The organism is Bacillus sp. JJ675 (genome assembly GCF_036963165.1).
GTDB classification, from domain to species: domain Bacteria; phylum Bacillota; class Bacilli; order Bacillales; family Bacillaceae; genus Bacillus; species Bacillus glycinifermentans.
Window position 1 is genome coordinate 20,108 of the sequence record NZ_JBALMR010000064.1, and the last position, 25,073, is coordinate 45,180.

Here is a 25,073-nt window from a genome sequence, read left to right on the forward strand (position 1 = left end):
TATATAGTATACATTACTCAATTAGAATAAAAAATTAGTACCAGATACTAATACTAGGTGTTATAATGTAAAAAAGGAGCGTGATCATCTTGAAAACTTTATCAAAAGCACGTATATCAGCCATCGGGGCTTATGTTCCGGAAAAGCGGCTGACAAATGAAGATTTAGAAAAAATCGTCGATACCTCTGACGAATGGATCGTTCAGCGGACAGGCATGAAAGAAAGACGGCTGACATCCGAGCAGGAATTTACTTCAGACCTTTGCATTAAAGCTGTAGAAAATTTACAAAACAGATACCCGGGCGCATTGGACGGCCTTGATATGATCATTGTTTCAACAACGACGGCAGACTATGCTTTTCCCAGCACAGCGTGCCAAATTCAGGATCATTTCGGATGGAGTGACATCGGAGCGTTCGATTTAAATGCGACATGCGCCGGATTAACATATGGCCTCCATGCGGCAAACGGCCTGATCACCTCAGGACTGCACCGGAAAATTCTCGTGGTTGCCGGGGAGTCGCTGTCGAAAGTGACGGATTATACAGACCGCACATCGTGTGTATTGTTTGGCGACGGGGCAGGCGCCTTGCTTGTCGAGCGCGAAGACTCATCCCCAAGCTTTATTACATTTGTCCAGGGCACAAAAGGAGACGGCGCCCGTCATTTGTACAGAACGGGTTTGCGAAGCGATTTAAAGGGGGAAGAGCTTGCCGGCGCCGGAAAAATGGTGCAAAACGGACGCGAAGTATATAAATGGGCGGCCAGGTCCATTCCCGAAGGAATTAAACTGCTGCTTGAACAGGCGCAAATGGAGCTCGAAGACATCGATTGGTTCGTCCCTCACAGCGCCAATATGAGAATGATCGAATCGATTTGTGAAAAAGCGGGAATTCCGGTCGAAAAAGCGCTGACAAGTGTCGAATGGTTCGGCAATACGTCATCGGCTTCGATCGTTCTCGCGCTCAATGAAGCCGTTAAACACGACAAGTTAAAAGAAGGAGATACACTGATTCTTTACGGCTTTGGCGGAGGTTTTACATATACGGGGCTGCTCATAAAATGGGGCGTTTCCGCTTCCTGAAAGTGAACCCTTTAAAAGAAAAACACCTTTATCGTCGATAAAGGTGTTTTTTCGATCAGGCAGGCTGCTCCTCTATTTTCTCTTTTCTCAGCAGCCTCCAGAAATAAAGGATAGTCAACGCCATCATGGCGACGGCTATTCCCCCGAGAATCGCCGCTTGCTCCCACATGAAAGCATAATCCCCGCTGGAAATAATCGCTCTGTAGCCTGCGATGCTGTACGTCATAGGCAGAGCGGAGTGGATGATTTGGAAGAACCTTGGCACAAGCGCCAGCGGGAACGTTCCTCCGCTTCCGCCGAGCTGAAGCACGAGCAGGATCACGGCGATGAAGCGGCCCGGATTACCCATTGTTGCCGCAAGGAACTGAATGAGCGCAAGACACGTGATGCTCATGATGATGCTGAACAGATAGAATCTCCAGACGCTTTGCACATCAAGGCCGATGCCGAAGAGAATGACCGTGCATGCGATCACAGCCTGAAGAATGCCGACCGGTAAGAGAATGCTGAATTTGCTAATGAACCAGCCGATTGCAGATTCAGGCCGGCTTGCCGGCTCTTTCACGTCAAACACAACGGTGATCATCAACGCGCCGACGAATAATCCGAGCGATAAAATGTACGGTGTTAAACCCGTTCCGTAATTTGAAACCTTTGTGATTTTTTCGCCTTTGACGTTGACAGGGTCTGAGAACATATTGTAATTTTGTTCACCTGCCTGTATGCCGCCCGTCTGATCAGCCGCGTCGGCCAGCTGGCTTGACAGCTTGCCGCTGCCCTCGGTAATCTTTCCTAAACCTTCATCAAGCGTTTTTGCCCCAGATGCCAGCTTGGAAGAAGCGTCTTTCAGCTTTCCTGAAGCATCCTGCAATTCGCCAAACTTCTCTTTCAATGTCTGGCTGCCTTCGGCGATTTTGGAAGAACCGCTTCTCGCTTCGGCGAATTTTTCGTTATAAGCCGCCTGTCCTTTCGCCAGACTGTCGAGTCCGGTTTGAATTTTTTCAGAGCCTTTATAAAGCTTATTGACCGAGCCGGGGAGCTGTTTTAAATCGTTAAGCTTCTGTTTGATGCCCGAAAGGTCAGGAAGCTTGCTCATATCCGGAATCTGGGCTTTGAGGCGGTCAAGTTCCGGCAGTTTGACTTCGTCCATCTTTTGATCAACCTGCTTTGACAGCGCCGCTTTTTGTTCATCCGTCAAAATGTTGCTGGATTCAATAATTTGCTTCACTTGACTGTTTTGATTTTTCAAGGCCCCTTCAAGCTTTGTAATGTCATCTGAAATCCTGCTGATTTCTTTTTTCGCCTGCTCTGCGTTTGTCAGCGCGGTTTCAAGCTGTGCAATTTTCTCCGATGAAATCGCGTCTTCAAATTTGCTAATCGCTTGGGCTTTTTCATTCATTTTCTCCAATCCCGCCACGATCTGCGGCATGCCCTGCTGCAGCTGGTAGGCTCCGTTGTAAAGCTGTCCCCCCTTTTCCTGGAATTGTCCGAGCGCAGAATCAAGGTCATGGATTTTTTCATTCAACGTATTGAATGCTGTGCCGAACCGGCCCATTCCGTTATCGAATGTGATTTGGCTTTTTGCCAATTTTTCAAGGTTCTCTTTGAGCTTCTTGCTTCCGCTTTTTGCATCTTTTAAGCTTTCATTCAGCTTTTCCGCGCCTGAGCTTGCTTTGCCGAGCCCTTTGGCGATTTTTCCGAAGTTGTCAAAGATCACTTCTGCATACTGTTCGCTGATTTCTGAGCCGATCGAATGCTGGAGCTGCTCAATCGCCTTATCGCTGATTTGGGCGCCGACGTAATTTCGTCCGGCATTTGTATGATAAATGAGATTCAGCTTTTTCGGATGCTTATTCATGACCGTGCTGGCATCTTTGGAAAAATCCCCGGGAATTTCAACGACCATGTAATATTCTTCGTTTTCCAGGCCTGTCAACGCCTTTTCTTTCGTCGTAAAATGCCAGTCGAATTTTTTGTTCTTCTTCAGCTCTTTAATAAGATCATCGCCGATGTGAAGATCCTTCCCTTCATACGTCGCTCCCTTGTCAGAATTGACAACGGCTACGGGAAGCTGGTCGACATGTCCGTAGGGGTCCCAGTATGCCGCCAAGAATACGCTGCTGTAAATCAGCGGAATAAAGAGAACACCGATCACGGAAATCAGCAGCTTTTTATTTGTTATCAGTTCTCTCCACTGGTGTCGTAGTACATTCATCGTTGATACGCCTCCTAATTGATGACCGCTTTCTCTATATTGGCCGCACCCCTAAAAAAAGAAAGAATGATCTATTGGGATAATCCTTTGACAATATACAGTTTCAGCGTTTCTGCTATTTCTTCTTTCTTTAATGGTTCATGGTGTTTTTCCCAATCAAAGATAAGCGCAATATACAGCTTAAAAATGACAAATGCATTCAGTTCAGGGTTACACGGTTTAATATCGCCATTTTTAATCGCTTCTTTAATTTTTTTCTCGATGTAGCTGATAATCATGTGCTCAAACTTTTCAATGACTTCCCTTACGGCATGTGTGCCCAGTTCTGCGCCTTCCTGAAAAATTTTGATCGTCAGCTGGTGCCTTTTTCTGTACTCCAATATGGCGATCAGCGCACGATGTGCATTTTCGTGGAATGGCAGGTCGGGATCAATCGCATTGTCAGCCGTTTGTTTCATTTCCATTAACAGCGAAGAAATGATTTCGTCGAATAATTCTTCTTTGTTTTTGAAAAAGGTATAAATCGTCCCTTTCCCGACATTTGCGAGCTTTGCCACAAGATCCATTGTCGTCGCTTTGTATCCGAATTGCGTAAACGATTTTGTAGCCGCATCGATGATCAGTGCTTTCCGGTCGATGGTCATGTTTTCTCACTCCAAAAATGACTATTTGAACATTTTGGTCATTAAGTACAGAATGTAATTTAACATATCCACATGTAAAATGCAATAATTTAAATTTTATTTTTTCCATTTTCAGACTCTGTTTATGTGGAGCCGCAATATAAGCCAAAATAAAAAAGCTGCCGTTTCACTTTCGGGCAGCTTTTTACATTATTTATTCAAATAAATGGGCAAGCACGTCTTTTACGGCCTGTTTGCCCTGGTCGATGCAATCCGGGATTCCGACGCCTTCGAAGGAAGCGCCCGTCACGAAAATGCCGGGGTATGACGTTTGAAGGCCTTCCCTTACCTTTTTGATTCGTTCTTTGTGGCCGACATGATACTGCGGCATAGCCTCGTTCCATCTCGTGATACAGGTCATTTCCGGCTCACCTTCGATTTTCATGATCCTCTTCAAATCTTCCAGCACAATCCTGACCATTTCATTGTCAGACTGCTCGACGACGGATTCATCCCCCGCTTTTCCGACGTAAGCCCTAAGCAGAACTTTGCCTTCCGGCGTCGTATGGGGCCATTTTTTGTTCGTCCACGTGCAGGCGGTAATGGAGAAATCGCTGTTTCTTGAGATCACAAAACCCGTGCCTTCATGCTCCATCTTTACGGCTTCCTCAGGAAAGCCGAGCGCTACATTGGCGACAGACGTTGAGACCATCTCCCGCATGCCTAAAAGCCAATCCTCGTCTGGAAACATCGCGGCAATCGCTTTATGAGGAGCAGCGATGACGGCAGCATCCGCATGAAGAACAATGCCGTTGTCAAGCTTGAAGCTGTAATGTTGTCCTCGTTCAATGCCGACGGCCTTGGTGCCTTTGTAGATTTTCGTCAGCTCGAGCTGCTTTTCCAGCTCTTCGACAATCGCCTGCAAGCCGGTTTTCAGCGTCTGAAACTGTCCTTTCTTTTTAACGGGCGCCGCTGCTTGCTTGCTTTTATTGCCGGCCGATTTTTTCATTCCGAGAATGAGGCTTCTGTACTTCTGCTCGGTTTGATAAAACTGCGGAAACGTCGACATCAGGCTGAGGCGGTCGATATCTCCGGCATAAATGCCTGACAGGAGCGGCTCAATCAGGTTTTCAACCACTTCGCCGCCGACGCGCCTTCTAAAAAACTCGCCGAGCGACTGATCGTCCTGCGGTTTGCTCGCTGGCAGCACCAAGTCCATCCCTGCCCTCAGTTTTCCCTGCAAAGAAAAAAGCCCTGTCGTCAAAAAAGGACCGACTTTTGTCGGAACGCCCATGACAGCCCCTTCGGGAATCGGATAGAGCGTTTCATTTACGAGAACATAAGACTGGCCTATCGCATTGTTCACAAGCAGATGCCCCAGCCCCAGATCCTTGACAAGCTGGGGAGCGCTCTGTTTTCGTTCCAAAAACGAGTCCGGTCCCTTTTCAACGATATAGCCGTCTTTATGAACGGTCTGGATCTTTCCGCCTAGTCTCGGGCTCGCTTCAACAAGCGTCACTTCGGCGGGGAGACCGTTCTTCTTGATTTCCCTCTCCAAGTAGAAGGCGGCGGCCAATCCGGTAATCCCGCCGCCGATAATGACAATCTGCTTACGTTCTCCACTCATATAAAATCGCCTTCTTTACTGTTCTTTCTCCAATCGTTTTAATACGACGGACGCCAAAGCATCGATAAACTGCGGTTTCGCATTCGGCATGTCCGGTCTGTAGTAGCTTGCTCCGATATCATCTGTTACGATCCGGCATTCATAGTCATTATCGTACAGCACTTCCAAATGGTCGGCTACGAAACCGACAGGAGCGTAGACAAAGGCTTTATAGCCTTTTTGTTCTGACAAGTCCCGCGTCAGATCCTGTACGTCGGGTCCCAGCCAAGGATCAGGCGTGTTCCCTTCGCTTTGCCAGCCGACGGCATACTCTTTTACCCCGGCTTTTTCGGCGATCAGCCTCGCTGATTCCTCAAGCTGCTCGGGATAAGGATCCCCCATGCTGACGATCTTTTCGGGAAGGCTGTGCGCCGAAACGATCAGCACGGCTTTTTCGCGCTCTTCCGGCGGCATCCCTGCATATATCTTTTTAATCTGATCAGCCCAATACGCAATAAATTTCGGCTCATCATACCAGCTGTTAATAGATGTGATCGCTAAGCCGGCTTTTTCTGCTTCCGCATTCGCCCGTTTGTTGTACGATTGAACGCTGAACGTCGAAAAGTGCGGCGCCAGCACAAGGCTGACCGCCTCCGTTATACCGTCGTTGTGCATCTGTTGGACGGCATCCTCAATAAAAGGCTCGATATGCTTCAGGCCGATGTATGCTTTAAAAGTAACGTCATCCTGCAGTTCGTTTAAACGCTTTTCGAGCTGCTCCGCCTGCTCCACGGTAATTTTAGCAAGAGGAGATATTCCGCCGATCGCTTTATAGCGGTCTTTTAAATCCTGGAGCATGTCAGGCTCCGGCTTTCTGCCTCTTCTGATATGCGTATAATACCGTTCGATATCCTCTTCCTTGTACGGCGTTCCGTACGCCATCACGAGAAGCCCCATTTTCTTTTTACCCAACATGAACACCTCTTTAAAGATCTAGATCTATACGTATTTTGACAGTTTATTTCGAAAAACACCAACTGAAATGCTCATGGAATCAGGCTCGATTTTTTTGAGGCGGAATACTCATGAACAAATGCCGTCAATTTTTTCAGCGTTTCAGGGCTGACTTCCGGAAAGATGCCGTGGCCGAGGTTAAAAATAAACCGGTCCGTCTGCATACCCTCATCAAGTATTTTTTTCGTCCTCTGCTCGATGACTTCCCAAGGAGCAAGCAATATTGACGGGTCGAGATTTCCCTGAAGGGTCTTGGTCAGGCCTTTTTCCCGGGCCTCCTTTATGCTCATGCGCCAGTCGAGTCCGACGACATCGAGGGAAAGATCATGCCAGTCGCGGGCGAGATGACTCGCGCCAACACCGAACATGATCAGCGGCACGCCTTCTTTTCTGAGCTCTGTAAACAGCCCGTCCATCGCCGGCTTGATATAGCGGCGGTAATCATCGGCGCTGAGCGCTCCGACCCATGAATCAAACACCTGGATCGCTTTTGCCCCGGCTTTGATTTGGGCTTTTACGTAGACTGCCGCCATCCGGGCAAGCTTCTCCATCAGCTTGCTCCATGCGTCAGGTTGGCTGTACATAAACGCTTTCGTTTTATTGTAGTTTTTCGACGGTCCGCCTTCTATCATATAGCTTGCCAATGTAAATGGAGCTCCTGTAAAACCGATCAGCGGCACGTTCAGCTGCTCCTCCGTCAGCAGCTTAATCGTCTCAAGCACATATGGAATGTGCTCTTCCGGCTCAAGTTCGCCGAGCGCTTCGACGTCTTTTGCCAAGGCGATCGGATTGTCGATGACAGGACCGATTCCGTTTTGGATTTCGACATTTACGCCAATTCCCGGAAGCGGTGTCATAATATCCTTATAAAGAATGGCCGCATCCACCCCGTACTGTTCGACGGGCAGCCTTGTCACATAAGCGCACAGTTCAGGCTGATGGGTAATTTCAAACAATCCGTATTTCTCCTTTAGCGCCCTGTACTCCGGCTGTGACCTGCCGGCCTGCCTCATGTACCATACAGGTACATGGGCGCTTTTTTCTCCGCGGCACGCTTTTAAAAACGCATCATTAAAAGCCTTGTCGTTTTTCACAATGATTTCCACCTTTCAGACTGCAACCATACGTTCGCAAAATTACTCCTTCAAATATACCGTTTTTTTTTGGAAACGGTATACTCATGAGACTTAATGTTCAAGAAATTGATGAATTTCGAGCAGCTAATGACCTGAAGGGAAGACTTTTGGCTCAATAAAGTCTGTTCCATTCCCCTCCTCTTTCGTCTGCGGATTGTACGGAACAATCCTGTAGGCCGCGTCAGAAAAGAGATTTGCATAAGGAATGTCACAGCTTCCTTTTCCCTTGACGGTGTCCACCAGCCTCTCTTTTCCGTTTTTCTTTTCATATATTCTGTATTCGGCCCGTTTATCCTCTTGCTCATGCCATTTTAGCGATACCGTAATCAAACCCATCGGCGTAAAGGAATAACCGGCCTCTGCGCTGTCCAAATCCTCGAGATGAATCGGCCTGTCCAGATCCTTGACTCCTTCAGGCTTTTTAAAGGCAGCAGGCTTTTGATTGGAACGCTTTAAAATATCTTTATAAAGCCTTGTCGGATACGAACTTCCTCCTGTTAAATAGTGCTTTTCATCGGTTTTATCATAGCCCATCCAGACGGCTCCGGTAACTTTAGGGGTATAGCCTGCAAACCATGCGTCATTTGTTGCTCCCTCTTTTCCGGTGTACGTCGTCGAGCCTGTCTTTCCGGCTATTTCTCCGGAAAATCCGCCCGCTTTGCCCGTTCCGCTCCTGACAACCTCTTGGAGCATTCTCGTCATATACCAGGCCGTTTGCCTGCTGAACACCCTTTCAGGCTTCTTTTTATGGCTGTATAAAACATTCCCGCTTTCATCACGAATCTTTTGGATGAAATAAGGCTTCTCATACTCTCCCATATTGGCGAACGTCCGATAGGCGCCTGCCACTTCAAGCGGTGACACGCCTTGTTGCAGCCCGCCGAGCCCGAGTGCGAGGCCTTCATCCGGGATGTTCATCCCCAAACGGCATAAATAAGGCTTGACGGTTTCAATGCCGACCTCTTGCAATGTCCATACAGCGGGCGCATTTTTGCTGTATGTCAAAGCATCGACCATCGACACCTTTCCCTCATATTGTCCGTCATAATTTTTAGGTGAATAGCCGTCATATGAAAGCTGCTTATCCTCAAGCAGCGAATAGGGCTTGAACAGCTTTTCTTCAAGAGCCGGCCCGTAGACGGCAAGCGGCTTAAACGTCGAACCGGGCTGCCTTGAAGCAACGGCTCTGTTATACCCTTTTGACACATAATCCCTGCCTCCGATCGCCGCGATCACGCCGCCTGTCTTGTTATCGATAAACACGGCGCTCCCTTCGGCTTTATCGTCCGTGCCCGGAAAATAGCCGTCCTGTTTCATCAAGGTGTAGGCGGCTTTTTGGATGGAAGGGTCAAGCGGAACAGTGATCGTATAACCGCCCCGGAGAAGCTGGTCGCCTGAAATCGAATATCGGTCTTCCGCTTCTTTTATGACAAGGTCGATATAGCTGGCAAGCCAGGGATGTTTTGACGTTTCTTTGACATGCAGCCCCAATGTGCTCCCTTGAGCCCTTACCGTTTCCTTCGAGCTGATATATCCCTGTTCGTTCATCATGCCGAGGATCACGTTGCGCCGCTCTCTCGATTTATCCGGATGGAGAATCGGAGAATACGTTGTCGGCGCTTTTGGAAGCGAAGCCAGCACCGCTCCCTCGCTGACCGTTAAATCCTTAACATCTTTATCGAAAAAATAATTGGCCGCTGCCTGAATCCCGTAGACGCCGTGTCCGAAGTAAAGCTGGTTCAGGTACATTTCCAGCAGCTTGTCCTTGCTGTAGTCCCGCTCCAAATTAATGGCGATAATGACTTCTTTTGTTTTTCTTAAAAATGTTTTGTCATGTGTCAAAAAGATGTTTTTGGCGAGCTGCTGGGTAATCGTGCTTCCCCCTTCGACTTTGCTTCCCGCTAAAATATCTCTGTACACAGCCCGGCTCACCGATTTTAAATCGATGCCGTGATGTTCATAGAAGCGCTTGTCTTCAACGGCAATAAACGCATGTTTGACATCGTCCGGCACTTCATCGATCGAGACGGGCCTCCGGTTTTCCGTATACAGGCTTGCAATTTCCTCCCCATTTTGGTCAACGATTTTTGAAGAAGCGTTGAAAATCAACTTTTTTTCGTCGATGACATAGTCGCCGAGAAATATAATCGCAATATATGCAAGTAAAGCAAAAAGAACAATTGCAACAACAATGATGATTGGAATGAAAAATCTCTTTCTCATCTATTCACCTCATTCCTTTCTATAGCTAGTATGGGAATTTTTTCTTCAAATTATGTTCCTCAAGGTTCGAGCATATGATCGATAGAATTTTAAATCGTCCTTTTGTTATACTATCAAAAAGGGGTGAGAAAAAGTGAATTTTTACATTACTTACGGAACGCTCGATTTTTTAAAAAAGATTGCCCGGCGGCATGATCTTGAAAACATGCTCTTTATGAAAGGACCGGATTCTGCGGTTCTTTTCCACGAAACTGACGGGAAAAGCGTCTTTCAGGCGCCGCACAGCTACGAGGTCATCGATCAGTCCGGAACATTGGAACAGACCGGTTTTGCCGTTCTTAACAATATCCCTGTCACGCAAGAAGGCCGGCCGCTGTTTGAAACCCGGTTTAAAAACAGAGCCGGAAAAATCGAAAGCCAGCCAGGCTTTAAAGCGCTGAGAGTGCTCAGGCCGAAGGACAGCGATACGTACATCGTCTTGACGCTCTGGGAATCAGAGCAGGCGTTTCAGGACTGGAAAAATTCAACATCATTCAAAGAGGCCCACGACAAACCGCAATCTTCCGCAGGAATCAACCAAAAAGGCACGATCTTTTCCCGTCCGTCCTATATTTCTTCCTATTATTCCGTCGAATGACTGCCTTATCGTCAAAAGCGGTCTAGTTTTAGGGAAGCCGAGCATCGCAGCCGACTTTCACAGGATGTGGCGACGGCGGCGTTCAGCATGACACCTGAGCAATTAGCCGCCATTCCTTGCTTAACATGAAAATCGGCGAGCAGGCCTGACAACGAGTGCGAGAGTTTGTCGACAGCCTTTATTTTCTATAATAAAGAGAAGGCGTAAAAAAAATCGAAACTGCTGATTATCTTGTCTAAAAGGAGTATCCGCTTCGTTAAATTGTTCTGTATATTGATATTTTTCACATTGAAAAAGTTAAATCAAAACATTGGTCAACCCTCGCTTGAACAGGCCGGTTTATTTCTATATGGCAGATAGCATCCGTTTAATAAAAATGTGGATTGCAGTTGTTTTTCTCTGATGGAATTTCCAAAAATAAAAAACTTGCAGAAAAAAACATATTTTTCTCTACAAGCTGAATTTGCTTCTCCTTAATTTAATCACCATATTTTATTTGTTCATATCCTCTAATACAATTTCGTTTAACCTGAAAAGAAATTCTTTATAATAATCCGGCTCATAATGTGCATAACTATTCCCAAATGGATGTTTATGATAACCAATATATTTTGTCTTTCTCATATCAATGATTCTCACATTTGGCAAATGGTATAAGAAGCAGTTCTCAAGCTTATCCCAAATATAATTGTTTCTTTTAATTTCCTTGTGGGGAAACTCAACAATTTTGTTATTAGCGTCTTTATACTTTGTAGTTAAACGCCCCCGGTTCAGGATGATTTTATCTTCAGGGATAATTGACAACAATTTTTCGATGAACTTTTCTAAGCTCTTTTCCCAAAGGTCGAAGTACTCATTAGCATCAGAACTAGAAATAAAGTAATATAAGAGCTATCATTAATCTCAATCACTTCTCTACACGCGTCTACATAAAGATCAATAATTAAGTAATCCGGTTTGGTGTCTTTTAAATTTTCGAAAAAGCTCTTCTCAAAGTCTGATTTCAAATAATTAATATCAGATTCTTTCAACTCACTTTGTATAAAATCATCCTTGTTAAACTCAACAGGATCAAAAACAAGGCTAATAATATTTGAGTGAAATTGAGTATAAGCACATTTATATAACTTTTTATATCCCGGATTGAAATAGTCCATTGTATTAAACGCATTTCTGCTATAACAAGTACCAAGAACCGCGATATTCGTAACATTTTCATTGAATTGTCTATTAACATTAACCCAAATTGAATAGTTGCCAAAACCGTTTGTAAACAAAGCTGCTTTACTGGATACAATTTTGTCTTTATTCTTTGCGAATAAAGGTAAATCTATTTTTTCACCTGCTGTATTTTCACATCTAATAAACAAATCCAAAATGTCCTTTTCTTTAGCAAATTTCAAAGGAAACAGTCACATCAAAAAGATTCCCGCTCATTCCTATTCTCTTTTCAAATACTGTATAGTGTTCAAAGGCTGTTCCAACTTCTCTGCGTTGTTTACTTACAATACTATAATTGGAAAAATCATCGAAAGGAACTGTCCCTTTAATATTCAAATGATTTTTTATTTCAATTACAGAAGTGGCGGCAGCTTTTAACTCTTTTTGTTTTAGATGTAATGTTAAAGTTTCTTTTTCATTTATTAGCGGTTTAATTTGATAAAAACCATCTTTATTAAAAGGAACAGTTGTTGAATCAAGCGGTAAACTTTTTATGGTTACCGGAATAAAAATGCTGCTGTGTTCATTTTCCACTTTCACAAAAAAACCCCATAACGCTTCCTCTAATTTATCAAGGAATACTTCATTGAGATCATGTTCAAATAAAAAAGAATTTATTTTTATATTGTCATCTATGGTCTCAATATAATGAAATATATCCTTGCACTCTCTTTTTCTGTAGCATAAAGTTAAATCAAATTTTCGGATATCTATATCGTTTGATTTTATTGCTATCTCTCCGCTTATCTTTTCTTCTTTAATAGACATAGATTCTAAGGAGCATTCAACACTTACAGGTCTTACATACAGAGCCAATGTTTTAGAACCTTTCGTAACGTATGGTACAATTTTGAATAAATTATTCAAATCAAAGAAATAATAGTGATATTGTCTTAATAGTGAGTTTGGAAAAGAAACACTAAGTTTTTCAACTCCTTCTGTTAAGAAACAGTCCCACATTATTTCATCTTTTTGGTCAAGATTTTCTGCATCGATAATGTCATTAATATTTAAGCGAATGTTGATTATCTTGTCATCCTTAACTAACTTAAAAAACTTTCCCTCATATAAGCTTAAACTGCTGCTATCCTGCCTTTTTGCCATAATAACTGTAAGTTTTCCGCACTGAAATCACTATAGATCTCCAATCCCATGTCACCGTTAGCTGCATTAAAAGAAAATGATGTTACTTCTGCTTTCATGTTTTGTTGACCACCCTCTCTATTTTTAATGACTAAGTACTTGTATAGAGGCTTAGAAATGACAATGGATTTTATATCATTCATATTAAGCTCTTTGATTTTTTGAAATTCATTTTATTCACTGAAAAATCCGCTTGGAATGCATACAAAAGAGCTGTAATATTTAGTTCAATCTCCTATCCTCTCTGACAATACTACTATTTTTTCACAAGCCGGGGTAGTTTTTTAAAATCAAATTTTAAATATATACTTTGAGATCTATAGAATATGAAAATCCTAGAGAAGTCATAATAGTGTCGAGTCAAATATAATCCTTTGTATCGTTTTAGATATTTAATTCATGTGGCGCTCATCCCTGTGGCGGCCATCTGCAAGGTCGACCCGTTTGAACTGGCCAGACTTAATATCATTCCCGTCGCAGCAGGGCTGACCGCAACAACGGTTATGGCTTTATTTCTCTTATAAAACCTTACAGACAAGTTGAAACAACGGCTTGAACTGTCATAAAATTTAAAAAATGGGATATCCCTTAGAGGAGGAATCAGTTTGAACGCAGACGCATTAAAGCAGACGATCTGTGAACAGCTTGACAAGCATTACGATGAGATGGTCGCACTGAGACGCCACTTTCACCAGCACCCTGAGCTTTCTTTCCAGGAAAAGGAGACAGCCGCGTATATCGCGGCTTATTATGAAACCCTCGGCGTTCCGATTCGCACGAATGTCGGCGGAGGCGGCATCCTCGCCTATATCGAAGGCAGACTGCCCGGCCCTGTCATCGCTTTAAGAGCAGATTTTGACGCCCTGCCCATCCAGGACGAAAAAGACGTTCCTTACCGGTCGACGGTTCCTGGCGTCATGCACGCCTGCGGCCATGACGGTCATACCGCAGCACTGCTCGTCCTTGCAAAAGTTTTCCATGAAAACAAAAACGATTTAAAAGGAAAGCTTGTCATGATTCATCAGCACGCCGAAGAGTATTCACCAGGCGGAGCAAAGCCGATGATTGAAGACGGCTGCCTCGACGGCGTCGACGTTATTTTCGGTACGCACTTGTGGGCAACAGAGCCCCTCGGTACGGTGCAATACAAAGCAGGTCCCATTATGGCGGCTTCTGACCGCTTTACGATTACGATCAACGGCAAAGGCGGCCACGGCGCTCAGCCTCATAAAACAAAGGATGCGGTATTGATCGGTTCGCAGATCGTCTCGGCCCTTCAGCACATCGTCAGCCGCAGGCTTGATCCGATACAGCCTGCCGTTGTCTCGACCGGATCATTTGTCGCAGAGAATTCCTTTAATGTCATTGCGGATAAAGCCGTGTTAAGCGGCACAGCCCGTTCCTTCAGCGAAGACGTGCGGACGCTTATTGAAAAAGAAATCGAACAGGTCGTCAGCGGGATTTGCGCCATGCACGGAGCAGGCTTTGACTACTCGTATGAAAGGGGCTATCCGGCAGTCTGCAATCATTCCGAGGAAACTGGCTTTTTAGCAGACATCGCCCGGAATACGCAAGGCGTCGAAAAGGTGACAGAAAGCGAACCGCAGATGGGCGGAGAAGATTTCGCCTATTATCTCCAGCATGTAAAAGGCACCTTTTTCTTTACGGGAGCGCGTCCCGAAAATCCGAACCATGCCTTTCCCCACCACCATCCGAAATTCGACATCGATGAAAAAGCAATGCTTATCGCCGCCAAGGTAATGGCAAACGCCGCGGTTTCTTATCAGGAACAAGGAAAAGCTTCCCCGGCAGCGGCCGAGGTTTGAACTAAAAAACAAAAACCGGGGTTAATCCCCCGGTTTAGATGCAGCAGCCGTTCTTTCCTAAACGTGTACATCGAAATGTAAACCAAAGCCTGGATTAATACCCGGCAGTCTCCTTGATCCATCGCAAGTGAAAGACATGTCTCGCCGTTTCTCCGAGATGTCCGAGCAATTTATAATTGGCCGTTCCGCCGACGATGGCGCCCAGCCCTGGGACAAGCTGAAACAATTTGACGAGATCAATATGGTCACGGTACTCCTGCTGGAATGTATGCCAATCGATGTCCCGTTTTTCCGTTTCCCAATTTTCGATGATGCGGAAAATCTCTTTTCGATGCTCTTCCCCCGAAAAGGCAAGCTGGAAGATGTAGAGAAGAAACAGCCGCTCTTCTTTCTGTTTGATGTCATAGCCGTAAATCGACGCCAATTCGAACAGGCATTTCATTTTAATGCCGAGCAGCAGCGGAAAATCCGCCAGCCCGAGAAAGATCCCCCCAGCTCCCGTGCCGATGCCTGATGCAGCCGCGGCCTTTTGGTATTGGGCAACCGCTTTTTGGGCAAGCCCGTCTTTTTCCTTTAAAGAAAGCGGACCCGTTTCCTTTTGGGCCGTCGTCAAATTTGACCCGACTAACGTAGCCTCGACCATTTTTTTTATGCCCTCGGTGACCGCTTTGTGCACCTTGCCGGGAATGCGGGCGTTAATCTTAGCCTGCACGCCTTTTGACATTCGTTCTGCCATAGATGACTTTCGCAAAAACCTCATTTTCCAGCGGTAGGCCTCATCCAAATACAGCTGATTTTCGTTCATGTCCTTCACCTCTTCTTTATACATACTGACGGCAAAGGAAAAGGATTCATCTGCGTGTATGTTTCTTCAGCCTGCTTGTGAAATAAGGCTTCATGACGGCAAAAATGAGCAGCGCGGCGCCGAGAAGACCTGCAAGCATCCCTGTCCAGTGCATGCCGATGCCCGCTGCCAGTGACAATAATAGCGACTGAATGCTGAGAACGGTCTGGAGCAGCCCGAAGAAGCTTTTTCGTCTCTCCTCCTGTCTGACGGGATAGAGCTCCTGCAATGACAAATGCGAAAAATGATCAAACAACGGCGTCAGCTGGATGCCCGTGATAAAAACGGTAAAGACGACGAGGACCGCTGACACCCAGTCATTCGTTGAGAAATAAGCGATGATCAGTCCAAAAATGACAGTCAGCCTGAGAACGATCCCGAAATAATCGTTTGACCTGATAAAGGCCCTCGCATACATGTACGCATACGTCTTTTTCTGTTCATACGGGATCAATCCAAGAATCCAGTCAAGATACGCCCTCCTCTTCGCCTGCTTTCTGAGGTGCGGGACATCCGTAAACAGGTTGGCCAGCCTGTAAAACCGCTGCTTCCTTCTGATTTCGTCTTCGATATGCAGCTCCCATTTAAACGATTTTTTCTTTTCAACAGCCGAAAAATACACGACGAGCGCAAGCATGATCGCGTATACGGCAAGCGCAAAACCGTAAGACGCTTCTAACGCAAAATACAAGGCAAGCGCATTCAGCAGAAAGCGGACGATTTGATCCGTGATCCGCACGTTTTTTTCGCCGAAATACGTCATCCGCCATTGCATCGCCATGTTCCACGCTTTTAATATAAGCAATTGAACCAAAATTAGCGCATAAGCTGCAAATGTCCTTCCGCTTGCTTCGAAGTACAGCGGCGCCAAAACTAGCGCTGCCGCAATGAGCGGAAACAGCTGCGTCATAAAACTGAACCTGAAGGCTTGTTTTAAATAAGGACCCATTTTTGCTTCAAGCGGCAGCAAAAACACAAGGTCCGCTTCTTTGATCAGCGTCCTGACATAGGAACTTGTCAGAACGAGCGAAAACAAGACGGCCATCACCCAGTATGCGGGAAATCCTTCCGGCATCTCTTTCAGCCATTTGCTGTACCAGCTTGCTGCACCGGCGATAAAAAAAATCATGACGATGACGAGATGGTCGTTCAGCATATATTTCAAGTAAGATCTTGTCTCTTTTATATACTCCTCAATTCTCGCCTTCCAAATACTTTGAATGCTATTCATAGCTCTCTTCCTTCGTCAGCTCAAGATACAGATCGTCAAGGCTTGCATCTTTCATGGAAAACTGCTCTCTGAGCTCTTCAAGCGTTCCCTTTGCCCGCACTTGGCCGTTGTGCAAAATAATAAATGAATCGCAATACCGTTCAGCGGTTGCCAAAATGTGCGTCGACATCAAGACGGCAGCACCGTTATTCTTCGCTTCGTTCATCCTCTCAAGCAAGGCGTTAATGGCGAGCGGGTCCAGTCCGAGAAAAGGCTCGTCGATGATATAAAGCTCAGGCTCGACTAAAAAAGCGCACATGATCATGACCTTCTGCTTCATTCCCTTTGAAAAATGAGCCGGGAACCATTTCAGCCTCTTTTCCATTCTGAACTCTTTTAACAGGGGAGAAAGCCGTTTTTCAAACGTTTCTTTTGACAGCCCGTACGCCATCGCGGTCAGTTCCAAATGCTCCTTGAGCGTCAGCTCTTCATATAAAATCGGCGTTTCCGGAATAAACGTAAACTGTGAACGATAGCTTTCCGGATCCTCGATAAATGTTTTCCCGTTTAGCTCAACGGATCCTTTGTGAGGCTCCATCAGGCCGATAATATGGCGAATCGTCGTGCTTTTTCCGGCTCCGTTCAAGCCGATCAAGCCGACGATCTGCTTTCGGTCGATCTCAAATGATACATCCCTGAGCACAGGGTTTCTTGTATACCCGCCGGTCAGATCTTTTACAGAGAGTAGTGACATACGTTCGTTCCTTTCTTGCATTTTTCTTAATAGTACCAAAAATAAGGAGGTATTTGAAACGTTTTCCCTTCCGTTCTTCGCGCATAAACGAAAACGATCCGGGACAATCTAATGGATGAAGAAGGGGAAGCTGATCATCTGGCGAATGAGGTGTTTGTCAAAGACAGGATCTTCGAAAGTCAGTTTGAAAAGAATTTGAAGCATGTCAAGGCTTAGAAGTTTCTTACATTCACCGAATTGAGAAAGCATCCGCTTTATATGGCATTGACATATAAAAAAGGTGTGATGATCAAATGAGGTGTTTGGGACAGGAAATGTATAGGCGTTTCAAGTCTTCATTTTAATGAAAATGGGGTGCTTGCAAAAGGCATTGTGTAACATTTCTTATTAAAGCCAACCTTCTTCCGGCAGGGTGAACGCGGGAGCCGTTCATCCTGTTTTCGTGTTTCCGTCATAATTGTGGTAATATTATGCTTATACATAACCTTTCCAAAGCGGAAAAAGGAGGAAAAGTATGAGCGATTGCATTTTTTGTAAAATCATTAACGGGGAAATACCTTGCGCAAAAGTGTTTGAAAATGAGCACGTCATGGCTTTTCTCGATATCAGCCAGGTTACAAAAGGACATACCCTTGTTATTCCAAAGGTCCACAAAACGAACATATACGAAATGACCCCTGATGTTTCAAGAGATTTTTTTGAAGCGGTTCCGAAAATCGCCCAGGCCATTAAAGAAGAGTATGAGCCGATCGGTTTAAACCTTCTGAATAACAACGGCGAAAAAGCGGGACAGTCGGTTTTCCATTATCACATGCACATCATCCCCCGCTACGGGAAGGGCGACGGCTTCGGAGCCGTCTGGAAAACGCATGCGGACGACTATACCCCGGAAGATCTGCAAACGATCGCTTCTTCCATCGGCAAACATCTATAATATTGAAAAGGGCACCGGCTTAAGCGCAGGTGCCCTTTTGCTGTAACGCTGCGTCAAAAAAAATTCACATTTACAGCAGCCCCTTTTCCCCCGAGAATCAGCGCCTGTCCCGCTTTTCGCACTATTCAAATTTTTGTGTATCATGAGATTCTTTTATGATAGGATTGTTTTATATTTTTATTCATAAACAGGGAGCGATTGTGATGATACGTACAACAAACTTTAATGCAGGACCCGCAGCACTGCCCTTAGAGGTGTTACAAAAGGCGCAAAACGAATTTCTTGATTTCAAAGGGGCGGGAATGTCCGTTATGGAGCTGTCCCACCGCAGCAAAGAATACGACGCCGTTCATCAACATGCAAAATCTCTTTTAAAGGAGCTTATGGAAATACCCGACGATTATGAGATCCTGTTTCTTCAAGGCGGTGCAAGCCTTCAGTTTTCAATGATTCCGATGAACTTCCTTTCCAAGGAGAAAACGGCTTATTTCGCCATGACAGGCGCATGGTCCGAAAAAGCGCTTGCTGAAGCAAAGCTTTTCGGAAACACTTCGATTATTGCGTCAAGCGAAGCTGACACATACAACCACATTCCTGACGTATCAAACATTCCGGCTGACGGAGTTTATCTCCACCTGACGTCAAACAACACGATTTTCGGGACGCAGTGGAGAGAGTTCCCAGACTCCCCTATTCCGGTTGTTGCCGATATGTCGAGCGATATTTTAAGCAGAAAAATCGACGTTTCAAAGTTTGACATCATCTATGCCGGCGCACAAAAAAACCTTGGCCCTTCAGGGGTTACCGTCGTGATCATCAAAAAAGAGTGGCTCACAAAGGAAAACGAACAGGTGCCGAAGATCTTAAAATATTCAACGCATGCAAAAGCGAATTCGCTCTACAACACGCCGCCGACTTTCGCGATTTACATGTTGTCCCTTGTGCTTGAATGGCTGAAAGAAAAAGGCGGGCTTGAAGCCATCGAAAAGCGCAACAGCGAGAAAGCCCGGATTTTGTACAGCGCGATCGACGAAAGCAACGGATTTTACCGCGGGCATGCAAAACCGGACAGCCGTTCCAACATGAATGTCACCTTTACGCTGAAAAATGATGAGCTGACGAAGTCGTTTATCGAACAAGCGAAGGAGGAAAAAATGTCCGGACTCGGCGGACACCGTTCAGTCGGCGGCTGCCGCGCGTCGATCTACAACGCGGTTTCTATTGAAGATTGCGAAAAGCTCGCCGCCTTTATGAAAAAGTTCCGGGAAGCTCATTAAACTGCACGATCCTGTTTTTGGAAGATAAAAAACACTATCACCTTCATTCAGAAGTTTGATATACTACTATAAAGCTTTCGCAATAAATGACGAGCATATTATTGGAAAGCGGGTACTTTTAGCCTGAGACGAGGAGAGAATAGATATGAAAACAAAAGAATTGGTTGCACTGGCCCTTTTTGTCGCCATCGGAGCGGCTCTGCACGCAGTGATTCCGCCGTTTTTTTACGGTATGAAGCCCGATATGATGCTGATTATGATGTTTATGGGAATCCTTTTGTTTCCAAAGCTGCAAAACGTACTTGTCATCGGAATTGTGACCGGCATCATTTCCGCTTTAACCACTGCGTTTCCGGGAGGACAGCTGCCAAATATTATCGATAAACCGATTACGTCTCTAATCTTCTTCGGCGCTTTTCTCGCTGTAAGAAAACTGGGCAGCAGAACGCTGACAGCCGCCGGTTTGACTGCCGTGGGAACGCTCATTTCGGGAACGGTTTTCCTGACGTCGGCCCTCTTGATCGTCGGCCTTCCGGGAAATCAGGGATTGATGACACTGTTCTTCGCCGTCGTTTTGCCGACGGCCGTGATCAGCACGATCGCCATGTTCGTGATCTATCCGATCGTACAGGCGATCCTGAAGCGGTCAAGGCTGACCGAAGAAGTAAAATAATGCAAAAAACCTCTTTAAAAAAGGATTGTTTCTTTTTTGAAGAGGTTTTTTTCGCATATATGGTCAAAAAAAGGAGGATACGCCCGATATTTTATATAAGAAGCTTGATCAAAAAAAGGAACAGGAGCAACAAGCCCGCGGCTCCGGCGCAAAAATAAGCTTTTTGTTTCAGTACGCGTTTCGGCGGATAAGATGCACGAAATCCGAGAAGCCTGAGATAATAAAAGGAGCCGGCGGAAAAAACGGCGGTTAAAATCGTTAAAAAAGCGATGATGACAGACAACCCTCTCCCTCCTTTTTTAAAAAGTATGCTAAAATAAAGCAAGCTATGCAGAAGTTTTCCCGGGATTATCCCTCGCGGAAAGCCCCTAAGCAATCATTATCAAACGATGAAAAGGCTGTCCAAAGCCTGATCGTTCAAAAATATAACCGGGGTGATGTATATGTCAAAAGGACGATCTTTAGCAGCAGGACTGATTGTAGGCGGAGTTATCGGAGGCGTTGCGGCACTGCTTTCCGCGCCTACTTCAGGAAAAGAATTAAGAAGGCAGCTTAAAGCGAACTGCGGAAAATTCGAAGACACGGTAAAAAGACTGAAACTTGACGGAATCGCTTTAAAAGAGCAAGTCGTCAAAACAGCGCGGGAAAGTGCAGAGATCATCAAGGATGTCGGCAGTGAGCTGCAATCGTCCATTAAGGAATGGAGAGAGGAAATCAAGCCCCATCAGCAGGATCTCAAAAAAGAACTCGCTGATATTGAAGAGAAGATTCAACAGCTGGAGAAAACCTTACAAAACTAATATATTCAGCGAAAAAAAATAAGCCTTTAAAAAGGGGTGTGAATAATCATTTTCACGCTCTTTTTTCATTAAAATGCTGATTTCACACTGAAAAAAGCGATTTTTTAAAAATTTCGTAAATTTACATCTTTATTAATCTTTATTTTATTGGCATAATAGAATTATAAGATAAAGAGAAGCAGGTGAAGTGAATGAATCGATCGGAAGAGCCCTATACGGTGAAAGAAGCCCTTTTATTCAGCCAAAGAATGGCACAGCTGAGCAAGGCGCTTTGGAAATCGATAGAAAAGGATTGGCAGCAATGGATTAAACCTTATGACTTGAACATTAATGAGCATCATATTTTGTGGATCGCCTACCAGCTGAACGGCGCTTCGATTTCTGAAATCGCCAAGTTTGGCGTAATGCACGTATCCACGGCGTTTAACTTTTCAAAAAAGCTTGAGGAAAGAGGCTACCTCGAGTTCTCAAAAAAATTAAACGATAAACGCAACACATACATTCAGCTGACTCCGAAAGGCGAGGAGGTTTTCCTTAAAATCCTCGAGTCCTATGATCCCTCCCGGAACGCTGTGTTAAAAGGCGCCCAGCCTCTTCATCAGCTGTATGGGAAATTCCCTGAGATCGTCGAAATGATGTCGATCATCCGCCACATTTACGGCGATGATTTCATGGAGATTTTCGAAAGATCATTTTCCAATATCGAAAATCAGTTTACCAGTGACAACGGCAAAATGAAGAAAAAAGATGAAGCAACAGAAAACGGTGAATTGCCGGAGATGGACAAACAGCTTGAGCCCGTTAAAAACTAATCCAGGCCGTACTGCTTCATGATGCCGATAAATTCGCTCATCAGCGGTTTATAAAGACCTTGTTTGTGAAGGGCGAAAATCGTTTCGTGCACTTCGAGTTTTTCATTTAACTGTCCTGCAAAAAGCGCGAGAAGATTGTCGAACATGACAAATCCTTGCGCTTTTTGCGCTTCAAGCTCTTCTGCCAGTTCTTCGCACAGCTTCTCCGTTTCTTTTGCTTCCTCCTCTGATAATCCCCGTTCAATCAGCATTTTATAGTACGGGTATTGATCCATATCCGCATTGTTCAGCAAAAGCTTTATGTAATATTCCAATCGTTCAAGACGATGCTCCATTGAATCCATATTTGTCACTTCTCTCCTTTATTTTATTTTAGCCGATTATCCTTTTTGATGAAAGTTCAACATCGTGATTTCCCTCCTCTCATTTCTTTTGAAAATGACGATTTTTTTTTCGAAAAGGGATTGATTTTTCTCCGGCGGAGGAGTAAATTATTCTGAGGATTTCATATAACAGTTTTAAAAACGGAGGATGCCACACATGAGTTGCTGGAAAACCATCAATCTGTTAAAAGATTATGGAGGCATGCGGATCGCACTCACCGCAGTCAGTTTAATGATTTTGTTTTTTATTCCCGAATATTTGGCCATGCAGCTGATTCATCCTCAAACCGTTCAAAGAGGCGACCATGCGCTTTTGTTCGCAGGCGTTTTAGCTCTTGCGATTATCGCTCATAAAATCCTTCATATCTTCCCGATCGTGGGCAAGAAAAAACTAGAAAAGAAGATATATTGGCTGAAAATGAGAACATGGAGAGAGATCCCGAAAAACACGATGCTTGTCTCCCTTCTCTGCCCGTTTTTGGTTATCACGCCGGTTCTTTTTTATGCAGGGGCCGTCATGCCAAGCTTTTCCCACTATTTTTGCATCATTTCCAGCATTCATTTCGGCTACTGCCTGCCCGATTTTTTGTTCGCCTGGAAATTGATCAAAGCGCCAAAAAATTGCTTTGTCGATCAGGAAGCCGACGATTTTGATATTTTGATACAAAAATAGGCGGCAGGCGGTTGGAAAAACCTTTTTTTCAGTCTATTTTCTATCTTTTTTAATAAATATTTGGTAATGTAATATGGAGCAGAAACAGAGAGGGGGATCTCCTATTATCCTTTTTTATTTCATCCTGTTTGCGATATTTACTGTGTTTAACATAAACAAGCTTACAAATTCTTTATGCCTTGTCAGAGAGATTCCTGAAGAACGGCAGGATAAGGTATTCAGAATGATTAACGTGCTGATTTTGATATTATTGATCTCATCATTCATCGAGATTTCCTTTACGGCATAAAGAAAAAGGATAGCTGCCCGATCAAATCGATCCGGCAGCTATCCTTTTGTTTATTAGCATATCCAAGAAGCACCAATAATAATTAATAAAATGAACAGCACCACCAGCAGCGCAAAGCCGCCAGCAAAACCTCCAACGTAACCGTCGCCCATATTGACACCTCCTCTGCCCCAGTCGTTACGATAGTGTATGCACGAATGTCATGAAACGATTAGGCTCTCCTCACAAAAGAAAAGAACCGCCTGAAAAAAAGCGGTTCTTTTCCTATTTTCCACGATTTTAGTACAGATAAGCTGCACCAACGATGATTAACAAAATAAATAACACGACCAACAAAGCAAAACCGCTTGAGTATCCTCCGCTCATGTTATTGACCTCCTTTTCTTGATCACTACATGTGTATGATCCCAAAGAAAATTTGACTAGACGGATGCCCTCCCCTTGAAAATCTTTTTACAGCATGTCAGAATATGATATGATACAATTCAAAGGAAAGTTTAAACTGTTATGATTAGGAGTGTTTTCATTTATGAAAAAGATTGCTATTGCGGCGATTACGGCGACAAGCGTTCTTGCTTTAAGCGCGTGCAGCAGCGGAGACTCTCAAGTTGTCGCTGAAACGAAGGCCGGAAACGTAACGAAAGAAGAGCTTTATCAAACACTAAAAGAAAATGCTGGAGCAGATGCGCTCAACATGCTTGTTCAGCAAAAAGTGCTCGATAAAAAGTACAAGGTTACTGACAAAGAAATCGACAAAAAGCTGAATGAGTATAAAAAAACCGCGAGCGACCAAATTGACGCGCTCATTAAGCAAAAAGGCGAAGACTACGTCAAAAAACAGATCAAATATGAACTTCTTATGCAAAAAGCCGCAAAAGATAACATAAAAGTAACAGACAAGGAAGTAAAAGAGTATTATGACGGCTTGAAAGGCAAAGTCCATGTAAGCCACATTGTCGTCAAAGAAAAGAAAACGGCTGAAGAAGTTGAGAAAAAGCTGAAAAAAGGCGAAAAATTTGAAGACCTTGCAAAAGAATACTCAACTGACGGAACGGCTGAAAAAGGCGGCGACCTCGGCTGGATCGGCAAAAACGACAATATGGACAAAACGTTCACCAAAGCAGCTTTTGCTTTGAAAACCGGCGAAGTCAGCGGACCTGTGAAAACGCAATTCGGCTATCACATCATTAAGAAAACAGAAGAACGCGGCAAATACGATGACATGAAAAAAGATCTGAAAAAAGAGCTTCTGGCACAAAAAGAAAGCGATACGACCGAACTTCAGACAGTCATGAACAAACTTGTCAAAGATGCCAACATGAAGGTAAAAGACAAAGAGCTGAAAAAACAAGTCGAACAGAATCAGGCGGCAACTACAAGCGGCAACAGCTGATTCAAAAAAAGCTGTCCTCCCCTTTTCGGGGCCGGACAGCTTTTTTATGCGATCGAGTGGTTGTTTTCCGTTTCATGCTGTTCTTGCTTTTTCGAAGACTGCTTCATCCGCCTTTCCCTTTCCTTCTCCATTCGTTCGATGTAAATCCTGCCTTCCTTTTCTATAAAAGCCTGATCGATCTTTTCTTCTTCCTTTGCCGTTGACATCAGCTTATAGGCGCTGAAAACAATGCCGACGATACAAAGGTAGACCCACCACGGAAATAACAGCACGGCTTATCCCCCTTTTTCAAGAACGTGATA

General features: G+C 44.6%; 29 protein-coding genes and 1 pseudogene. 12 read left to right on the forward strand and 18 right to left on the reverse strand.

The genetic code is table 11. The features are described from left to right. Positions 1–89: 89 nt before the first annotated feature. Positions 90–1,085 carry a ketoacyl-ACP synthase III gene (locus tag V7126_RS16800; protein ID WP_046128898.1) on the forward strand — a complete coding sequence of 332 codons (996 nt, stop codon included), beginning with the start codon at positions 90–92 and terminating at the stop codon, positions 1,083–1,085. 55 nt (positions 1,086–1,140) lie between these two features. On the opposite strand, the gene V7126_RS16805 is transcribed toward V7126_RS16800, so the two are convergent. The 6 genes from V7126_RS16805 to V7126_RS16830 all read right to left on the reverse strand — a co-directional run bounded on the left by V7126_RS16805 (position 1,141) and on the right by V7126_RS16830 (position 9,902). Beyond that, the gene (locus tag V7126_RS16805; protein WP_046128899.1) at positions 1,141–3,300 is read right to left on the reverse strand and encodes a YhgE/Pip domain-containing protein; all 2,160 of its coding nucleotides are present in this window, start codon (positions 3,298–3,300) and stop codon (positions 1,141–1,143) included. Between the two features lie 71 nt (positions 3,301–3,371). Further along, entirely contained in the window at positions 3,372–3,944 is a 573-nt protein-coding gene (locus V7126_RS16810; protein WP_046128900.1) for a TetR/AcrR family transcriptional regulator, read from the reverse strand. Positions 3,945–4,137: 193 nt separating this feature from the next. Beyond that, the gene (gene hemY / locus V7126_RS16815; protein ID WP_175077160.1) at positions 4,138–5,550 is read right to left on the reverse strand and encodes a protoporphyrinogen oxidase; all 1,413 of its coding nucleotides are present in this window, start codon (positions 5,548–5,550) and stop codon (positions 4,138–4,140) included. A 15-nt stretch (positions 5,551–5,565) separates the two neighbouring features. After that, positions 5,566–6,501 carry a ferrochelatase gene (gene hemH / locus V7126_RS16820; RefSeq protein ID WP_335497820.1) on the reverse strand — a complete coding sequence of 312 codons (936 nt, stop codon included), beginning with the start codon at positions 6,499–6,501 and terminating at the stop codon, positions 5,566–5,568. A gap of 74 nt (positions 6,502–6,575) precedes the next feature. Further along, positions 6,576–7,637, reverse strand: coding sequence for a uroporphyrinogen decarboxylase (hemE, locus tag V7126_RS16825; protein ID WP_335497822.1), 1,062 nt, complete (start codon positions 7,635–7,637; stop codon positions 6,576–6,578). Between the two features lie 126 nt (positions 7,638–7,763). Next, positions 7,764–9,902, reverse strand: coding sequence for a transglycosylase domain-containing protein (locus tag V7126_RS16830; RefSeq protein ID WP_335497824.1), 2,139 nt, complete (start codon positions 9,900–9,902; stop codon positions 7,764–7,766). Positions 9,903–10,035: 133 nt separating this feature from the next. On the opposite strand from V7126_RS16830, the gene V7126_RS16835 reads away from it, so the two are divergent. Beyond that, complete coding sequence (locus V7126_RS16835) at positions 10,036–10,539, forward strand: antibiotic biosynthesis monooxygenase family protein (RefSeq protein ID WP_175077156.1); 504 nt, start codon at positions 10,036–10,038, stop codon at positions 10,537–10,539. Positions 10,540–11,031: 492 nt separating this feature from the next. On the opposite strand, the gene V7126_RS24125 is transcribed toward V7126_RS16835, so the two are convergent. Genes V7126_RS24125 through V7126_RS16850 form a run of 4 tightly spaced genes read right to left on the reverse strand, consistent with a single transcriptional unit; the run spans position 11,032 to position 13,046 of the window. Beyond that, positions 11,032–11,346, reverse strand: coding sequence for a DUF6270 domain-containing protein (locus V7126_RS24125; protein ID WP_438823805.1), 315 nt, complete (start codon positions 11,344–11,346; stop codon positions 11,032–11,034). A gap of 17 nt (positions 11,347–11,363) precedes the next feature. Beyond that, positions 11,364–11,942, reverse strand: a complete 579-nt coding sequence (locus V7126_RS16840) for a DUF6270 domain-containing protein (RefSeq protein WP_335497828.1) — start codon at positions 11,940–11,942, stop codon at positions 11,364–11,366. Then, positions 11,929–12,864: a hypothetical protein gene (locus tag V7126_RS16845; protein WP_335497830.1), complete on the reverse strand. Its 936-nt coding sequence runs from the start codon at positions 12,862–12,864 to the stop codon at positions 11,929–11,931. The genes V7126_RS16840 and V7126_RS16845 overlap by 14 nt, the downstream gene beginning before the upstream one ends. Beyond that, positions 12,834–13,046 carry a hypothetical protein gene (locus V7126_RS16850; protein WP_335497832.1) on the reverse strand — a complete coding sequence of 71 codons (213 nt, stop codon included), beginning with the start codon at positions 13,044–13,046 and terminating at the stop codon, positions 12,834–12,836. The genes V7126_RS16845 and V7126_RS16850 overlap by 31 nt, the downstream gene beginning before the upstream one ends. Before the next feature lie 249 nt (positions 13,047–13,295). Between V7126_RS16850 and V7126_RS16855 the strand changes: the two are divergent. Beyond that, a pseudogene (locus V7126_RS16855) lies at positions 13,296–13,427 on the forward strand (MFS transporter); the annotation flags it as partial. A 141-nt stretch (positions 13,428–13,568) separates the two neighbouring features. Further along, entirely contained in the window at positions 13,569–14,729 is a 1,161-nt protein-coding gene (locus V7126_RS16860; protein WP_438823807.1) for a M20 family metallopeptidase, read from the forward strand. 94 nt (positions 14,730–14,823) lie between these two features. Here V7126_RS16860 and V7126_RS16865 read toward each other — a convergent pair whose 3' ends face one another. Genes V7126_RS16865 through V7126_RS16875 form a run of 3 tightly spaced genes read right to left on the reverse strand, consistent with a single transcriptional unit; the run spans position 14,824 to position 17,537 of the window. Beyond that, positions 14,824–15,534, reverse strand: a complete 711-nt coding sequence (locus V7126_RS16865; RefSeq protein ID WP_175077152.1) for an EcsC family protein — start codon at positions 15,532–15,534, stop codon at positions 14,824–14,826. Between the two features lie 46 nt (positions 15,535–15,580). Next, entirely contained in the window at positions 15,581–16,804 is a 1,224-nt protein-coding gene (locus V7126_RS16870) for an ABC transporter permease (RefSeq protein WP_335497836.1), read from the reverse strand. Beyond that, complete coding sequence (locus V7126_RS16875) at positions 16,797–17,537, reverse strand: ABC transporter ATP-binding protein (RefSeq protein WP_046130842.1); 741 nt, start codon at positions 17,535–17,537, stop codon at positions 16,797–16,799. Before V7126_RS16875 ends, V7126_RS16870 begins: the two co-directional genes overlap by 8 nt. 514 nt (positions 17,538–18,051) lie before the next feature. On the opposite strand from V7126_RS16875, the gene V7126_RS16880 reads away from it, so the two are divergent. From V7126_RS16880 to V7126_RS16890, 3 genes are all read left to right on the forward strand, one after another. Continuing rightward, a complete protein-coding gene (locus V7126_RS16880) occupies positions 18,052–18,471 on the forward strand; it encodes an HIT family protein (RefSeq protein WP_046130843.1) in 420 nt (139 codons plus the stop codon). Between the two features lie 203 nt (positions 18,472–18,674). Further along, entirely contained in the window at positions 18,675–19,748 is a 1,074-nt protein-coding gene (gene serC / locus V7126_RS16885; RefSeq protein WP_046130854.1) for a 3-phosphoserine/phosphohydroxythreonine transaminase, read from the forward strand. Positions 19,749–19,893: 145 nt separating this feature from the next. Further along, complete coding sequence (locus V7126_RS16890) at positions 19,894–20,421, forward strand: tryptophan transporter (RefSeq protein ID WP_046130844.1); 528 nt, start codon at positions 19,894–19,896, stop codon at positions 20,419–20,421. A gap of 91 nt (positions 20,422–20,512) precedes the next feature. Here V7126_RS16890 and V7126_RS16895 read toward each other — a convergent pair whose 3' ends face one another. Next, on the reverse strand, positions 20,513–20,704 hold the full coding sequence (locus V7126_RS16895; RefSeq protein ID WP_046130845.1) for a hypothetical protein: 192 nt from the start codon (positions 20,702–20,704) through the stop codon (positions 20,513–20,515). 160 nt (positions 20,705–20,864) lie between these two features. Here V7126_RS16895 and V7126_RS16900 point away from each other — a divergent pair, with 160 nt between their 5' ends. Together V7126_RS16900 and V7126_RS16905 are read left to right on the forward strand one after the other, a co-directional pair. Continuing rightward, the gene (locus V7126_RS16900) at positions 20,865–21,221 is read left to right on the forward strand and encodes a YtxH domain-containing protein (RefSeq protein WP_046130846.1); all 357 of its coding nucleotides are present in this window, start codon (positions 20,865–20,867) and stop codon (positions 21,219–21,221) included. Positions 21,222–21,412: 191 nt separating this feature from the next. Then, positions 21,413–22,033: an HTH-type transcriptional regulator Hpr gene (locus V7126_RS16905; RefSeq protein ID WP_046130847.1), complete on the forward strand. Its 621-nt coding sequence runs from the start codon at positions 21,413–21,415 to the stop codon at positions 22,031–22,033. Here the strand turns inward: V7126_RS16905 and V7126_RS16910 are convergent. Next, a complete protein-coding gene (locus V7126_RS16910) occupies positions 22,030–22,377 on the reverse strand; it encodes a YhaI family protein (protein WP_046130848.1) in 348 nt (115 codons plus the stop codon). The genes V7126_RS16905 and V7126_RS16910 overlap by 4 nt on opposite strands. Before the next feature lie 196 nt (positions 22,378–22,573). Between V7126_RS16910 and V7126_RS16915 the strand changes: the two genes are divergently transcribed. Both V7126_RS16915 and V7126_RS16920 read left to right on the forward strand, forming a co-directional pair. Continuing rightward, positions 22,574–23,089, forward strand: coding sequence for a DUF3267 domain-containing protein (locus V7126_RS16915; protein ID WP_046130849.1), 516 nt, complete (start codon positions 22,574–22,576; stop codon positions 23,087–23,089). A 73-nt stretch (positions 23,090–23,162) separates the two neighbouring features. Beyond that, the gene (locus V7126_RS16920; protein WP_046130850.1) at positions 23,163–23,378 is read left to right on the forward strand and encodes a hypothetical protein; all 216 of its coding nucleotides are present in this window, start codon (positions 23,163–23,165) and stop codon (positions 23,376–23,378) included. A gap of 53 nt (positions 23,379–23,431) precedes the next feature. Here the strand turns inward: V7126_RS16920 and V7126_RS16925 are convergent, their stop codons facing one another. Next, positions 23,432–23,530, reverse strand: a complete 99-nt coding sequence (locus tag V7126_RS16925) for a YjcZ family sporulation protein (RefSeq protein ID WP_081605348.1) — start codon at positions 23,528–23,530, stop codon at positions 23,432–23,434. A 127-nt stretch (positions 23,531–23,657) separates the two neighbouring features. Continuing rightward, positions 23,658–23,744: a YjcZ family sporulation protein gene (locus V7126_RS16930; protein WP_003180245.1), complete on the reverse strand. Its 87-nt coding sequence runs from the start codon at positions 23,742–23,744 to the stop codon at positions 23,658–23,660. 163 nt (positions 23,745–23,907) lie between these two features. Here V7126_RS16930 and V7126_RS16935 point away from each other — a divergent pair, with 163 nt between their 5' ends. Then, a complete protein-coding gene (locus V7126_RS16935; RefSeq protein ID WP_046129511.1) occupies positions 23,908–24,771 on the forward strand; it encodes a peptidylprolyl isomerase in 864 nt (287 codons plus the stop codon). A gap of 44 nt (positions 24,772–24,815) precedes the next feature. Here the strand turns inward: V7126_RS16935 and V7126_RS16940 are convergent, their stop codons facing one another. Then, a complete protein-coding gene (locus V7126_RS16940; RefSeq protein WP_046129510.1) occupies positions 24,816–25,043 on the reverse strand; it encodes a sporulation YhaL family protein in 228 nt (75 codons plus the stop codon). Positions 25,044–25,073: the final 30 nt, after the last annotated feature.

Bases quoted from the DNA above. Each gene is read 5' to 3' on its own strand.
- V7126_RS16805 (WP_046128899.1), bottom strand. From the start codon at position 3,300: ATGAATGTACTACGACACCAGTGGAGAGAACTGATAACAAATAAAAAG.
- V7126_RS16810 (WP_046128900.1), bottom strand. From the start codon at position 3,944: ATGACCATCGACCGGAAAGCACTGATCATCGATGCGGCTACAAAATCG.
- hemY (WP_175077160.1), bottom strand. From the start codon at position 5,550: ATGAGTGGAGAACGTAAGCAGATTGTCATTATCGGCGGCGGGATTACC.
- V7126_RS16830 (WP_335497824.1), bottom strand. From the start codon at position 9,902: ATGAGAAAGAGATTTTTCATTCCAATCATCATTGTTGTTGCAATTGTT.
- V7126_RS16845 (WP_335497830.1), bottom strand. From the start codon at position 12,864: ATGGCAAAAAGGCAGGATAGCAGCAGTTTAAGCTTATATGAGGGAAAG.
- V7126_RS16850 (WP_335497832.1), bottom strand. From the start codon at position 13,046: ATGAATGATATAAAATCCATTGTCATTTCTAAGCCTCTATACAAGTAC.
- V7126_RS16860 (WP_438823807.1), top strand. From the start codon at position 13,569: ATGGTCGCACTGAGACGCCACTTTCACCAGCACCCTGAGCTTTCTTTC.
- V7126_RS16865 (WP_175077152.1), bottom strand. From the start codon at position 15,534: ATGAACGAAAATCAGCTGTATTTGGATGAGGCCTACCGCTGGAAAATG.
- V7126_RS16870 (WP_335497836.1), bottom strand. From the start codon at position 16,804: ATGAATAGCATTCAAAGTATTTGGAAGGCGAGAATTGAGGAGTATATA.
- V7126_RS16875 (WP_046130842.1), bottom strand. From the start codon at position 17,537: ATGTCACTACTCTCTGTAAAAGATCTGACCGGCGGGTATACAAGAAAC.
- V7126_RS16880 (WP_046130843.1), top strand. From the start codon at position 18,052: ATGAGCGATTGCATTTTTTGTAAAATCATTAACGGGGAAATACCTTGC.
- serC (WP_046130854.1), top strand. From the start codon at position 18,675: ATGATACGTACAACAAACTTTAATGCAGGACCCGCAGCACTGCCCTTA.
- V7126_RS16890 (WP_046130844.1), top strand. From the start codon at position 19,894: ATGAAAACAAAAGAATTGGTTGCACTGGCCCTTTTTGTCGCCATCGGA.
- V7126_RS16900 (WP_046130846.1), top strand. From the start codon at position 20,865: ATGTCAAAAGGACGATCTTTAGCAGCAGGACTGATTGTAGGCGGAGTT.
- V7126_RS16905 (WP_046130847.1), top strand. From the start codon at position 21,413: ATGAATCGATCGGAAGAGCCCTATACGGTGAAAGAAGCCCTTTTATTC.
- V7126_RS16910 (WP_046130848.1), bottom strand. From the start codon at position 22,377: ATGGATTCAATGGAGCATCGTCTTGAACGATTGGAATATTACATAAAG.
- V7126_RS16915 (WP_046130849.1), top strand. From the start codon at position 22,574: ATGAGTTGCTGGAAAACCATCAATCTGTTAAAAGATTATGGAGGCATG.
- V7126_RS16920 (WP_046130850.1), top strand. From the start codon at position 23,163: ATGGAGCAGAAACAGAGAGGGGGATCTCCTATTATCCTTTTTTATTTC.
- V7126_RS16925 (WP_081605348.1), bottom strand. From the start codon at position 23,530: ATGGGCGACGGTTACGTTGGAGGTTTTGCTGGCGGCTTTGCGCTGCTG.
- V7126_RS16930 (WP_003180245.1), bottom strand. From the start codon at position 23,744: ATGAGCGGAGGATACTCAAGCGGTTTTGCTTTGTTGGTCGTGTTATTT.
- V7126_RS16935 (WP_046129511.1), top strand. From the start codon at position 23,908: ATGAAAAAGATTGCTATTGCGGCGATTACGGCGACAAGCGTTCTTGCT.